This window comes from Rhodococcus sp. BP-349, from assembly GCF_019835845.1.
Taxonomy (GTDB): domain Bacteria; phylum Actinomycetota; class Actinomycetes; order Mycobacteriales; family Mycobacteriaceae; genus Rhodococcoides.
This window is the reverse complement of sequence record NZ_JABUDR010000003.1, coordinates 1029419-1042556: the sequence shown is the minus strand read 5'-3', so window position 1 is coordinate 1042556 and position 13138 is coordinate 1029419. Positions and strand designations below refer to the sequence as shown.

Below are 13138 nucleotides of genomic sequence, written 5' to 3'. Positions count from 1 at the left end.
GGAGGACACGACGCAGCGTGACAGGATCCCGGACCACAGCCGACAACGGCCGACCCGGGAGCAACGATCAGCCCCTCTGCGACACTTCTTCCCCAAGCAGTGCCATGCGAACCGTACGACACTTCGAACGCTTAAGGAACTCCAGTCACAAATGACACATGTGTCATTCCGCCGACCGCATCCGCGCTGATCAGGACGTTGTCCGAGAAAGATTCGTTGAGACTTTTTTGGGAACGGTCACTGCCCGTCGGGCGTGACGGCCTCTCGATCGGTGACATCTCCCGAACGATGGCGGCGTTCGTTCACCCACCAGGTGCCGCCGAGCACGGCGACGACCACGAGAACGAGGCCCAGAGTGATGCCGGTCCACGGTGGGCCGGGCTCGACGAGCACGTCGAGGAAGTTGTCCGCGGACTGCACCGCGTTGCCGGTGTACGCCTGATCCTGACCCGCTTCGAGCGTCACGCGATCGATCGAGTCGCTGAACGTGCCGACCTGTCCCGGACCGATCACGAGGACCGTCCCACCGTCGGTGGCACCGACCGACGTGGCGAGATCGCGGAGCTGCGAATCGAGCGGCGCCGGCGCGTCGAGCACGACGATGCTCAGGTCGATACCGTGCTCGCCGGCGCGCGCCACGACACCCTCGAGCCCGACGACGTCCTGACCCGGCGCGGCCACCCCGTCGTCCGCGACGTCGGCGAGGGTCGCCTGCAGGTCGACGAACGTCGGCACCTCGCTGATCATCGGGAGGGCGACCAGCGGCTGATCACTCAGCGGTAGGGCCGGGAGAGGAGAGAGAGACATCGTCCGTCCGTTGTCGTCGATCGCGAGGCGATGCGGTGGATCGCGAGGCGATGATGGTCGAAGTGTGTGCGCCGTCGAGCGGGACCCTACGGGACGGAACCGTCGCCGAGTCCGAGGCGCACCGAGGTGCACGGAGGCAGCCCTTCGTTGCGCCCGGAACGCTGCCGGGGAACGATGAGTGCGCACCACGGTGAGAGCGACACGGCGATTCGGCCACTCGTTCTCACAGGACAAGCGTACTGTTAGAATCGAAACACCGAGACTGCGGCGGCCTCGACGCCACCCGGGTGCACCCTCACCCACGGCGATGTCCGCCCGCTCTCGCCACGCCGTCGACACAGCCCCGTCGACGGCAGCCCAGAAGACGAGTGGAGCTGACGTGACCGCAAGTATCGATTCGTTCGGCGCCAAGGGAACGCTGGAGGTCGGAGAGAACTCGTACGAGATCTTCCGCCTGAAGGCCGTCCCCGGCACCGAGAAGTTGCCCTATGCCCTCAAGGTCCTCGCGGAGAATCTCCTGCGTACCGAGGACGGCGCGAACATCACCAAGGACCACATCGACGCGATCGCCGCGTGGGACCCGTCCGCCGATCCGAGCATCGAGATCCAGTTCACGCCGGCCCGCGTGATCATGCAGGACTTCACCGGTGTCCCCTGCATCGTGGACCTCGCGACCATGCGTGAGGCCGTCACCGCTCTCGGCGGCGACCCGGAGAAGGTCAACCCGCTCGCTCCGGCCGAGATGGTCATCGACCACTCCGTCATCATCGACGTGTTCGGCCGCGCGGACGCCTTCGAGCGCAACGTCGACATCGAGTACCAGCGCAACGGCGAGCGCTACCAGTTCCTGCGCTGGGGCCAGGGCGCGTTCGACGACTTCAAGGTCGTCCCCCCGGGCACCGGCATCGTGCACCAGGTCAACATCGAGCACCTCGCCCGCACCGTCATGGTCAGGAACGGTCAGGCGTACCCCGACACCTGCGTCGGCACCGACTCGCACACCACCATGGTCAACGGCCTCGGCGTGCTCGGTTGGGGCGTCGGCGGCATCGAGGCCGAGGCTGCCATGCTCGGCCAGCCCGTCTCCATGCTCATCCCCCGTGTCGTGGGCTTCAAGCTCAGCGGCGAGATCAAGCCCGGCGTCACCGCGACCGACGTCGTGCTCACCGTCACCGACATGCTGCGCAAGCACGGCGTCGTCGGCAAGTTCGTCGAGTTCTACGGCGAGGGTGTGGCCGAGGTCCCCCTGGCCAACCGCGCGACGCTCGGCAACATGAGCCCCGAGTTCGGTTCCACCGCCGCGATCTTCCCGATCGACTCGGAGACCGTCGACTACCTGCGCCTGACCGGACGCTCCGACGAGCAGCTCGCGCTCGTCGAGGCGTACGCCAAGGAACAGGGCATGTGGCACGACCCCGAGAACGAGGCGACGTACTCCGAGTACCTCGAGCTCGACCTCGGCGACGTGGTGCCGTCCATCGCCGGACCGAAGCGTCCGCAGGACCGAATCCTGTTGTCGGAGTCCAAGATCGCGTTCCGCAAGGACATCCACAACTACGTGGGTGGCGAGGACGTCGACGCCACCCCGTCGAAGCTGGACGAGGCACTCGACGAGACGTTCCCGGGCTCGGATCCGGCCACGCTGTCCTTCGCCGACGACGATGCGGCTCCGCTGCACTCCGCCGCCGGCAACGCCGAGGGTCGCCCGACCAACCCGGTGCGCGTCGACTCGGACGAGCAGGGCTCGTTCGTCCTCGACCACGGCGCCGTCGCCATCGCGTCGATCACCTCGTGCACCAACACCTCGAACCCGTCGGTCATGCTCGGCGCTGCCCTGCTGGCCAAGAAGGCCGTCGACAAGGGTCTGACCAGCAAGCCGTGGGTCAAGACCTCGATGGCGCCGGGCTCACAGGTGGTCACCGACTACTACGACAAGGCCGGCATGTGGCCGTACCTGGAGAAGCTCGGCTTCTTCCTCGTCGGATACGGCTGCGCCACGTGCATCGGTAACTCGGGACCGCTCGATCCCAAGATCTCCGAGGCCATCCAGGACAACGACCTCACGGTCACCGCGGTCCTGTCCGGTAACCGCAACTTCGAGGGTCGCATCTCCCCCGACGTGAAGATGAACTACCTGGCGTCCCCGCCGCTCGTCATCGCCTACGCGCTGGCCGGCACCATGGACTTCGACTTCGAGCACGACGCTCTCGGTCAGGACAACGAGGGCAACGACGTCTTCCTGAAGGACATCTGGCCCTCGCCCAAGGAGATCCAGGACACGATCGACTCGTCCATCTCCAAGGAGATGTACACCAAGGGCTACGCCGACGTCTTCAAGGGCGACGAACGCTGGCGCGGACTGCCCACCCCGGACGGCAAGACGTTCGAGTGGGACCCGCAGTCGACCTACGTGCGGAAGCCCCCGTACTTCGACGGCATGCCCAAGGACCCGGAAGCCGTCACGGACATCTCCGGTGCGCGCGTGCTGGCGTACCTCGGAGACTCGGTCACCACCGACCACATCTCCCCCGCCGGCAACATCAAGGCAGGAACGCCTGCTGCGCAGTACCTCGACGAGCACGGTGTCGAGCGCAAGGACTACAACTCCTTCGGCTCGCGTCGCGGCAACCACGAGGTCATGATCCGCGGAACGTTCGCGAACATCCGGCTGCGCAACCAGCTCCTCGACGACGTCTCGGGTGGCTACACCCGCGACTTCACGCAGGACGGTGGCCCGCAGGCCTTCATCTACGACGCGTCGCAGAACTACCAGAACGCCGGCATCCCGCTGGTCGTCCTGGGCGGCAAGGAGTACGGCTCCGGATCCTCGCGTGACTGGGCTGCCAAGGGCACCCGCCTGCTCGGCGTCAAGGCCGTCATCACCGAGTCGTTCGAGCGCATCCACCGCTCCAACCTCATCGGCATGGGCGTCGTCCCGCTGCAGTTCCCCGCCGGCGAGTCGGCGGCGTCGCTGAAGCTCGACGGCACCGAGACCTTCGACATCTCGGGCATCACCGAGCTGAACGAGGGCCGCACGCCGAAGACGATGCACGTCACCGCGACGAAGGAAGACGGCTCTGCCGTCGAGTTCGACGCCGTGGTCCGCATCGACACCCCCGGCGAGGCGGAGTACTACCGCAACGGCGGCATCCTGCAGTACGTGCTGCGCAACATGATCGGCTGATCACCGCAGTGATCACTGCCCCGTGAGGGGAGCAGAACGCGCACGACCGCGCCGCGATACCGCGTGTATCGCCGGTTCGGTCGTGCGCGTTCTGCGATCAGCACGATGTCCCCAGCACACGACAGGAGCACCGAGTGCCGAAGGTCAGTGACGACCATCTCGCGGCGCGCCGAAGTCAGATCCTCGACGGCGCGCGCCGCTGTTTCGCCGAATACGGTTACGAGGGCGCCACGGTGCGGCGACTCGAGGAGGCCACCTCGCTCTCGCGAGGAGCGATCTTCCACCACTTCAAGGACAAGGACGGGCTGTTCCTCGCGCTCGCCCGCGACGACGCGCGCCGCATGGCCGACGTCGCCGCCGAGCAGGGGCTCGTCCAGGTGATGCGGGACATGCTGGCCGCTCCCGACCAGTTCGACTGGCTCGGTACACGTCTGGAGATCGCCCGACGGCTCAAGACCGACGCCGAGTTCCGGGCCGGGTGGTCGGAGCGCTCGGTCGAGCTGCAGGACGCCGTCCTGTCACGTCTCGAGCGTCAGAGGTCTGCGGGCCGACTGCGGGACGACGTGCCCACCGCCGTACTGCTGGGATACCTCGACCTCGTCATGGACGGTCTCGTGACCCGCATCGCATCGGGCCAGGGCACCGAGAACCTGTCGGCCGTCCTCGATCTGGTCGAGGAGTCGGTCCGTCGCGATCGGCCGTGAGCCGACTCAGGCGAGCGTGATCAGGTCGAGGTAGTCCTGCGACCAGTGGTCCTCGTTGCCGTCCGGCAGGAGGATCACTCGTTCGGGAGAGAGTGCCTCGGCCGCACCCGGATCGTGCGTCACCAGCACGACGGCGCCCTTGTAGCTCCGCAGCGCCTCGAGGACCTGCTCACGCGAGATCGGGTCGAGGTTGTTGGTCGGCTCGTCGAGGAGCAGCACGTTGGCCGCCGACGAGACCAGGCCGGCGAGCGCGAGTCGCGTCTTCTCACCGCCGGAGAGAGTGCCGGCCGGCTGCTCGAGCTGCGGGCCGGTGAACATGAACGCACCGAGCAGCGACCGCAGCTCCTGCTCCGGGGTGTCCGGTGCCGCGTGCCGCACGTTCTCCCAGACCGACGCCATGTCGTCGAGGGTGTCGTGTTCCTGGGCGAAGTAGCCGATGCGCAGACCGTGACCGGGCTCGATCTGGCCCGAGTCGCTCTTCTCCGTGCCCGCGAGGATGCGCAGCAGCGTCGTCTTGCCGGCGCCGTTGAGTCCGAGCACCACGACGCGGGAACCGCGGTCGATGGCCAGATCCACACCCGCGAAGATCTCCAGCGACCCGTACATCTTGGTGAGATTCGACGCCATGAGCGGCGTCTTGCCGCACGGTGCGGGCTCGGGGAAGCGGATGTGTGCCACCCGGTCGGACACGCGTTCCTCGTCGAGGTTCGCCATCAGCTTGTCGGCACGCTTGGCCATGTTCTGGGCGGCCACGGCCTTGGTGGCCTTCGCACCCATCTTGGCGGCCTGGGCGCGCAGAGCGCCGGCCTTCTTCTCCGCGTTGGCACGCTCGCGGCGACGACGCTGCTCGTCCGTCGAGCGCGCGTCGAGGTACTTCTTCCAATTCATGTTGTAGACGTCCGGCTCGCCGCGGACGGCATCGAGGAACCACACGCGGTTCACGACGTCGTTCAGCAGCTCCACGTCGTGACTGATGACGATGAGCCCACCCTCGTGGCTCTGCAGGAAGCCGCGGAGCCAGGTGATCGAATCGGCGTCGAGGTGGTTGGTGGGCTCGTCGAGCAGCAGCGTGGTGGCCGAGCGACCACCACTGCCGTCGGACGCCGCGAACAGGATGCGTGCCAACTCGACGCGGCGGCGCTGACCGCCGGAGAGGGTGCGCAGGGGCTGCGCCAGGACACGGTCGGGCAGTCCGAGGCTGTTACAGATGCGCGCCGCCTCGCTCTCGGCCACATAGCCGCCGAGCGAGGCGAAACGCTCCTCGAGCTCGCCGTATCGTCGGACGGCCTTGTCGAGGCGATCCTCATCGGCCACCTCGGCCATGAGCGCCTGCTGCTTCTCCATGTCGTGCAGCAAGGTGTCGAGTCCGCGGGCGGACAGGACACGATCCTTGGCCAGCAGGTCGAGGTCGCCCTCCTTGGGGTCCTGCGGCAGGTATCCGATGTCTCCGGTGCGGGTGACCGAGCCGGCGTAGGGCTCACCCTCACCCGCCAGGATGCGGAGGGTCGTGGTCTTCCCGGCGCCGTTGCGGCCCACGAGGCCGATGCGGTCGCCGGCCTGCACGCGCAGGGCGGGCCCGGGGGCGGACAGAAGAGTACGCACGCCAGCACGAACCTCCAGGTCGGTGGCGGTGATCACGGTGCGAACTCCTCGATCGTCGTAGTTGTCCGGTGGCAGACCGGGCGCAGCGGGACTCGACTGCGCAGCAATCCCTCATTTTAACGCCTCCACGGGCTCCCACGGTCCATGCAGACGTGACTCCGCTAACGTTCGACGCATGGAGAAGGAACAGGATCTGCAGGGGCGTGTCGCCGTGGTCACCGGTGCGAGCCGCGGAATCGGTCGGGCCATCGCGGCCGACCTCCTCGCTCGCGGCGCCGCCGTGACGGTGACGGCCCGCAAGAAGGAGCAGCTCGACGCCACCGCCGAGGAGTTGCGCGCCGCGGTACCGGGGGCCACCGTGCTCGCCATCGCCGGCAACGCAGGGGACGAGGAGTCCCGCCGCGAGACGGTCGACCGCACGGTCGCCGAGCTCGGCTCACTCGACATCCTGATCAACAACACCGGCATCAATCCGGTGTACGGATCGCTCATGGAGGCCGACCTCGCCGGCGTCCGCAAGATCTTCGAGGTCAACGTCGTCGCGACACTGGGCTTCATCCAGGAAGCGCACCGCGCGTGGATGGGCGAGCACGGCGGCTCGGTCGTGAACCTCGCCAGCGTGGCGGGAATCCGATCCACCGGAGTCATCGCCGCGTACGGCTCGTCCAAGGCGGCGCTCATTCGGCTGACCGAGGAGCTCGCGTGGCAGCTCGGACCGTCTATCCGCGTGAACGCCGTGGCCCCGGGCGTCGTCAAGACCAAGTTCGCCGAGGCACTCGTCGCCAACGGCGAGGAGGCGGCGGCCGCCGGCTACCCGATGAAGCGGCTGGGAACGCCCGAGGACGTGGCCTCGCTCGTGGGGTTCCTCGTGTCCGACGCCGCGTCGTGGATCACCGGTGAGACGGTGCGCGTCGACGGCGGACTGCTGGCGACGGGAACGTTCTGACCGACGTCCTCGTCGTCGGCGCCGGCCCGTCCGGTCGCGCTGCGGCACATCGCTGCGCGGCCGCGGGCGCAGCGGTGACTCTCGTCGACCCGCATCCGGATCGTCGCTGGATCAACACGTACGGGATGTGGACCGACGAGATCCCGGACTGGGTGCCGGAGTCGACGCGCGCGACCACGTCCGGCTCGCCCGTCGTCGTCGGTACACGCCGACACGTGGTGGACCGGGAGTACTCAGTGCTCGACACCGGACGACTGCAGGACGGCCTCGCACTCGACGGAGTGTCGGTGGTCGCGGAGTCCGCGGCGGAGGTCACGTCCACGTCGGTGACCCTGCGGAACGGCACCTCCCTGTCCGGCGGCACGGTGATCGACGCCCGCGGCTCGGCGGTCGGACCCGGCGTTCCCGAGCAGACGGCCCACGGGGTCGTGGTCGACGAGGACACCGCCGCGCGCGCCTGCGGCGGCGAGTCCGCGGTGATCATGGACTGGCGGCGGGACAACGGTGCGGACGCGGACGCGGTGCCGTCCTTCCTGTATGTGGTGCCGCTCGGCGGCGGCGCGGTCCTGCTCGAGGAGACCTGCCTGGTCGGTCGGCCCGGCCTCACCTCACCCGAGCTCGCGCGTCGGCTGCTCGCACGGCTGGCTGCGCGGGGTGTGACTCTCCGCGGCGACGAGCCCGTCGAACGGGTGCGCTTCGCGATGCGTCCGCCGACCCGTCCGACGCGCGGGGTCGTCACCACCGGGACGCGGAGTCCGGCTCTGCACACCGCCACCGGGTACAGCGTCGCTGCCTCCCTGCGCCGAGCGGACGTCATCGCGTCGGCCGTGCTGCACGGCGGCGGCGTCGACTCGGCGGGATCGCGGGCGGTCACACGGCTGCGGTCGGTGGGCGCGGACGCTCTGCTGTCCTTCCCGCCGGATGCCCTCGCGCCGTTCTTCGACCGCTTCTTCGAGATGCCGTCGACGCTGCAACGGGCCTATCTGTCGTCGGACGACGACGTCGCCGGCATGTCCCGGGCGATGCTGACGCTGTTCTCCCGGATCGGATCGTCGGACCGCCGCGTGATCCTCGGAGCGGTGCGTCGGGCGATGTTCTCCGCGGCGGTGGGGACGCGTTCGTGACGGGTGGTGGAAATGTGACCGGGCGTACCCCAAGATTGGACACATGCGATCGATCTGGAAAGGCTCCATCGCCTTCGGCCTGGTGAACGTCCCGGTCAAGGTGTACACGGCCACCGAGGACCACGACATCAAGTTCCATCAGGTCCACGGCAAGGACGGCGGTCGCATCAAGTACGACCGGAAGTGCTCCGTGTGTGGTGAGTCGGTGCAGTTCGCCGACATCGACAAGGCCTACGAGACCCCCGACGGCGACCGGGTGATCCTGACCGATCAGGACTTCTCGTCGCTGCCCGCCGCCGAGAAGCACGAGATCCCGGTTCTCGAGTTCGTGCCGACCGACCAGATCGATCCCATCCTGTTCGACAAGAGCTACTACCTGGAGCCGGACTCGACGTCCCCGAAGGCCTACGTGCTCCTGCGGGAGACCTTGTCCACGACCGATCGCACCGCACTGGTGCACTTCACGCTGCGACAGAAGACGCGCCTCGCGGCCCTACGCGTGCACGACGACGTTCTGATGATCCAGACGCTGCTGTGGCCCGACGAGGTGCGGGCGGCCGAGTTCTCCTCGCTCGACGACGTCACCGCGCCCCGCCCCAACGAACTGAAGATGGCGGGGGCACTCGTCGAGAGCATGTCGGGCGACTTCGACCCGTCGGAGTACACCGACGACTACCAGATCGAACTTCGCAAGGTCCTCGACGAGATGATCGAGAACGGCGGCGAGAAGGTGGTGCACGCCGAACCGGAGGACGCCGACTCGGGCGAGGACGCCGAGGTCGTCGACCTGGTCGCCGCACTCCAGCGCAGCGTCGAGGCGGCCGGCCGGTCCGGCCGCGGTCGTCGCGGCGACACCGACTCGGGATCGACGAAGGACGAGTCGGGGAACGAGGAGTCCGCGACGAAGGCTCCGGCGAAGAAGGCGGCAGCCAAGACAGCACCGGCCAAGAAATCGGCCGCGAAGAAAGCACCCGCCAAGAAGACGGCCGCGAAGAAGACGGCCGCGAAGAAGGCCGGGAGCGGCACGTCGTCCGGCGACGATGACCAGCAGCGCAAGGGAGCGTGAGGTCTCACGACCACGTCGTGCGCGCGCGCACGGCCCTCACAATCAAGTGCCCACGGAACCGTATGTCTCACAACGCCAAACGTGGTTGATCACCCCGCGGATGCTCTTAAGGTCTCTGGAGAGACACAGCGAGTCGTCCCGGTCACACCCGGGACGGGTGCCGCATCCATCGGGGGAGATCACATGTTCGACGATTACACGTTCACCACTGTCGCCAACGACGCGCACCTGGTCAGCCCGGTCGTCGCTCTGACGGGCGACGCTCCGTCGCTGTTGTTCCCGCGCAAGTACGCGGACGTCGCGGCACTGTCCGCCGGCGACCACGAGTTGCTGCGACCGATCGTCGATCCGAGCACCGCCGAGCAGGTGCGCTCCATGGCGCCGCCCGCAGACGAGGTCGCACTCGTGTTCGGCGCCAACGGTTTCGTCGGAGCGCATCTCGTCGCAGAACTCTCCCTGCGACCGGGCATCACGACGGTCTACGCCGGCGTCCGCTCCGCCGGCGACTCCACGGCCACCGAGCGTTTCGAGGAGACGGTGGCCCAGTACTCGATCACCGGAATCGATCTCGGGAAGATCGTCGTCATCGAGGCCGTTCCGACCCAGTCGAACTTCGGTCTCGACGAGGCCACCTACCTGCAGCTCCGCCGCACCGTGGACCAGGTGTTCAACTCGGCCAGCTCCACGGACTACGACTCGAGCTACCTCGAGCTGCGACAGGACTGGTTCGTCTCCCTGCTGCGCGTGGTCCAGTTCACCCTGGAGGATCGCCGCAAGCACCTCACCTACATGGGGTCGATCGGCGCCTTCATCTACACCAGCCCCGAGGACTTCCTGCGTCCCGATTCCTGGTGGTACTCGGGCTACTGCCAGATGAAGTGGATCAACGGTCAGCTCCTGGGGTGGCTCGCGCGGGACGGCGTCGCATCCGTGACCCTGGTCGAGTCGCCGTACGTGCTCGGCAGCACCACCGTCGGCAAGGACCCCGGTCGCGTCTACAGCTTCTGGCGTGCGATCGAGCTCGCCGACAGTGTCGGTGCGATGTGGGACGGCCCCGGCATGAACTATGCGCCTGTCGACGTGCTCGCGGCCGTGCTGGCGGACAACGCTCTGGGCGACGGCACGCTCCCCCACCTCGTGCCGTCCAATCCGGTGCCCTACAGCAACGCCGTCCTGGCATCGGCTCTCGGCCTGGACCTCGTGCCGTGGGCGGAGTTCAAGGCGATCGTCGACAGCAAGATCCCGGCGGAGAAGACCGCGTCCCTGCTCGGGTCCGACGTCAACGACCTCATCCGCCGTTCCAACGCACCGTCGCTCATGCCGCCGTCCTTCGACGCCTCCACGTGGGACCACGATGTCCTCTTCGCGCTGTACCTGTCGGTCATCCAGTTCCGCGACGCGACCGCTCGTCGACCGCGACTGGTCACCGCGTGAGCAGCAGCGCACAGACCCGCGACGCCCCCGGTCGTGCACGATGAGTCGCGTTCCACCGCAACCGATGTTCCTGGAATCCGGCACGCGGTACCGGGTGCGAGTCTTCCTGGGCGACTTCGTGAACTTCACCCTCGGCATCGTCTACTACGTCGCCTGCGCGACCCTCGGGGTGCTCGCCATCGCCGTCGACGCCATGCTCCGCACACGTCTGTACGACGCGTTCATCGCCCTGGTCGAGCGGATCGACCACGGCAAGGAGACGGTGGTGGAGCCGTCGTGACCAGAGCAGCCACCACCGCCGGAACCGTGGCTCTCGCCGCGCTCGTCGGTGGGTACTCGTACTGGCGCAGCGCCGCCTTCCTCCGCGATCCGGATCGATCGGTGCCCCCGGACCCGTCGTCCATCGTGTCGGCGGCCGACGGGTACGTCACCTACGTCAAGCGCGTCGAGTCGGGGCAGATCCCCATCGCCGTGAAGAAGCGGCGCACCATCCGGCTGTCCGAGTACGCCGGGGTCGACTGCGACGCCAGTGGGTGGCTGATCGGCACCTACATGACGGAGCACTCGGTGCACCGCAATCGCACGCCCGTGGAGGGCGACGTGGTGTTGCGAGAACACCGCGGTGCGGCGCCGTTCAATCGGTCGATGGCCCGTATGACGGCCAACCTGTTCCTGCACCGCACACCCTACGACGAGGGCTGCGAGTACCTGCTGACCAACGAGCGGCTCACCATCGGTGTGCGACACGCCGGCGGTTCCACGGTGTTCGTGACGCAGATCGCCGATCTGTGGGTGGACCGGATCGTCGCCCACGTCGAGGTCGGTGACCACCTCGCCCGCGGCGAGCAGTACGGACTGATCCGCTTCGGATCGCAGTGCGACGTGTTTCTTCCCGATGCTCTGCTCGACGGCGGCCGCGACGCCGTCCTGGTACGTCCGGGGCAGTACGTGTGGGCCGGCGAGTCCGTTCTCGCCCGGTCCGTTCTCGCCCGGTCCGTTCTCGCCCGGTCTGTCGAGAACCTCGCTCCGACTCCCCCGAGTCCGATCCACGACGACCTCGAGGAGGCCCTGCCGTGACTGCACGTACGGATTCCCGTCCCGTGACCACCGACGCCGTGACCGTCACCGCGGTCCACACCCGTCGCGACTGGTCCGCCTTCGCGAAGGTGCCGTTCGTCGTCTACCGGGACGACCCGAACTGGATTCCCGGCGATGTCGCCGACGTCGGGTCGACGCTGCGTCGGCCGTCGGAGAAGACGCGGAGCCGGATGTCGAGTCAGGCCTTCCTCGCGTATCGCGGTCGGCGACTCGTGGGCCGGATCGCGGCCATCGCCGACCTGGTCTTCATCTCGCACTACGAGGAGCCGACCGCGTACTTCGGCTACTTCGAATGCCTCGACGATCCCGAGGCAGCACACGCCCTCCTCGACGCCGTGGCCGACTGGGCACGCGACCGGTCGCTGAGCACGGTGGTCGGACCGATGAGCCCGTCACTTCTGTGGAGCGCCGGAGTGCTGGTGCACGGCAACGACATTCCGCCACTCGTCGGCATGCCGCACAATCCGGCGTACTACGAGAGACTGCTCGAGTCGTGGGGCATGACCGGCATCAAGGAGTTCCACAGCTTCTTTCACGAGGACCCGCACTCTCTGGTGCAGACGCCACAATTCGCACGGAAGTACGCGTTGGGCCAACGGTGGAAGGAACGCTCGTCGGTCGTCGTCCGGCCGATGAATCCGGCCACGTTCGACGAGGACGTCACGAAGCTGCGCGTGCTCTACAACGCAGCGTTCGCGTCGTTCTGGGGTTTCACCCCGGTGGAACGGGACGAACTCGACGCACTGGTCGCGACGATGCGTCCGATCCTGGACCCGGAGATCGTGCTGTTCGCCGAACTCGACGGGGAGGTCGTCGGTTTCGTCATGGGAATCCCCGATGTGAACAAGGCGGCCCTGGGGGCCGTGCGCTCGCGGTTCGGCATCGTGCGCGATCTGCACACGATCGCGCGGTGGCGTGGGCCCGGCGGACGGAGACGTCGCACGCACGTGCGGCTCGACATGATGTTCGTGGACCCGGCCTGCCCGGACAAAGGCACGTCGGCGCTGCTCATCTTCGAGCTGTTCCAGCGCATCCAGGACCAGGGCTACGCCTCGGTGGAGGCGGCTCCGGTTCTCGCGGACGGCGGATGGTTCCGATCGGTGCGGTCGTCCTACCCGGTGGACCCGAGCAGGACGTACCGCATCCTCTCACGCGAGATCGGGTGAGCCGGCT

At 67.8% G+C, this 13138-nt stretch carries 11 protein-coding genes; 9 read left to right on the top strand and 2 right to left on the bottom strand.

Annotation, left to right across the window (positions count from 1 at the left end):
• Nucleotides 1-237: 237 nt before the first annotated feature.
• Entirely contained in the window at nucleotides 238-807 is a 570-nt protein-coding gene (locus tag HQ325_RS21275) for a DUF6676 family protein (protein WP_231476272.1), read from the bottom strand.
• A 379-nt stretch (nucleotides 808-1186) separates the two neighbouring features.
• Between HQ325_RS21275 and HQ325_RS21270 the strand changes: the two genes are divergently transcribed.
• Together HQ325_RS21270 and HQ325_RS21265 are read left to right on the top strand one after the other, a co-directional pair.
• A complete protein-coding gene (locus tag HQ325_RS21270; protein WP_307806186.1) occupies nucleotides 1187-3991 on the top strand; it encodes an aconitate hydratase in 2805 nt (934 codons plus the stop codon).
• Nucleotides 3992-4125: 134 nt separating this feature from the next.
• Nucleotides 4126-4695, top strand: coding sequence for a TetR/AcrR family transcriptional regulator (locus tag HQ325_RS21265; RefSeq protein WP_222632283.1), 570 nt, complete (start codon nucleotides 4126-4128; stop codon nucleotides 4693-4695).
• Between the two features lie 6 nt (nucleotides 4696-4701).
• Here HQ325_RS21265 and HQ325_RS21260 read toward each other — a convergent pair whose 3' ends face one another.
• Nucleotides 4702-6333, bottom strand: a complete 1632-nt coding sequence (locus HQ325_RS21260; protein ID WP_027505305.1) for an ABC-F family ATP-binding cassette domain-containing protein — start codon at nucleotides 6331-6333, stop codon at nucleotides 4702-4704.
• Nucleotides 6334-6472: 139 nt separating this feature from the next.
• On the opposite strand from HQ325_RS21260, the gene HQ325_RS21255 reads away from it, so the two are divergent.
• From HQ325_RS21255 to HQ325_RS21225, 7 genes are all read left to right on the top strand, one after another.
• The gene (locus HQ325_RS21255) at nucleotides 6473-7243 is read left to right on the top strand and encodes an SDR family oxidoreductase (RefSeq protein ID WP_027505304.1); all 771 of its coding nucleotides are present in this window, start codon (nucleotides 6473-6475) and stop codon (nucleotides 7241-7243) included.
• A complete protein-coding gene (locus HQ325_RS21250) occupies nucleotides 7240-8367 on the top strand; it encodes a lycopene cyclase family protein (RefSeq protein ID WP_222632690.1) in 1128 nt (375 codons plus the stop codon). Before HQ325_RS21255 ends, HQ325_RS21250 begins: the two co-directional genes overlap by 4 nt.
• Nucleotides 8368-8410: 43 nt before the next feature.
• Nucleotides 8411-9433 carry a Ku protein gene (locus HQ325_RS21245; protein WP_222632281.1) on the top strand — a complete coding sequence of 341 codons (1023 nt, stop codon included), beginning with the start codon at nucleotides 8411-8413 and terminating at the stop codon, nucleotides 9431-9433.
• A 183-nt stretch (nucleotides 9434-9616) separates the two neighbouring features.
• Nucleotides 9617-10867: an SDR family oxidoreductase gene (locus HQ325_RS21240; protein WP_261778584.1), complete on the top strand. Its 1251-nt coding sequence runs from the start codon at nucleotides 9617-9619 to the stop codon at nucleotides 10865-10867.
• Nucleotides 10868-10907: 40 nt separating this feature from the next.
• On the top strand, nucleotides 10908-11147 hold the full coding sequence (locus HQ325_RS21235; protein WP_222632279.1) for a hypothetical protein: 240 nt from the start codon (nucleotides 10908-10910) through the stop codon (nucleotides 11145-11147).
• Nucleotides 11144-11944, top strand: coding sequence for a phosphatidylserine decarboxylase (locus HQ325_RS21230; RefSeq protein WP_222632277.1), 801 nt, complete (start codon nucleotides 11144-11146; stop codon nucleotides 11942-11944). Before HQ325_RS21235 ends, HQ325_RS21230 begins: the two co-directional genes overlap by 4 nt.
• On the top strand, nucleotides 11941-13131 hold the full coding sequence (locus HQ325_RS21225; RefSeq protein WP_222632275.1) for a GNAT family N-acetyltransferase: 1191 nt from the start codon (nucleotides 11941-11943) through the stop codon (nucleotides 13129-13131). The genes HQ325_RS21230 and HQ325_RS21225 overlap by 4 nt, the downstream gene beginning before the upstream one ends.
• Nucleotides 13132-13138 lie beyond the last annotated feature (7 nt).

Bases quoted from the DNA above. Each gene is read 5' to 3' on its own strand.
- HQ325_RS21275 (WP_231476272.1), bottom strand. From the start codon at position 807: ATGTCTCTCTCTCCTCTCCCGGCCCTACCGCTGAGTGATCAGCCGCTG.
- HQ325_RS21255 (WP_027505304.1), top strand. From the start codon at position 6,473: ATGGAGAAGGAACAGGATCTGCAGGGGCGTGTCGCCGTGGTCACCGGT.
- HQ325_RS21245 (WP_222632281.1), top strand. From the start codon at position 8,411: ATGCGATCGATCTGGAAAGGCTCCATCGCCTTCGGCCTGGTGAACGTC.
- HQ325_RS21240 (WP_261778584.1), top strand. From the start codon at position 9,617: ATGTTCGACGATTACACGTTCACCACTGTCGCCAACGACGCGCACCTG.
- HQ325_RS21235 (WP_222632279.1), top strand. From the start codon at position 10,908: ATGAGTCGCGTTCCACCGCAACCGATGTTCCTGGAATCCGGCACGCGG.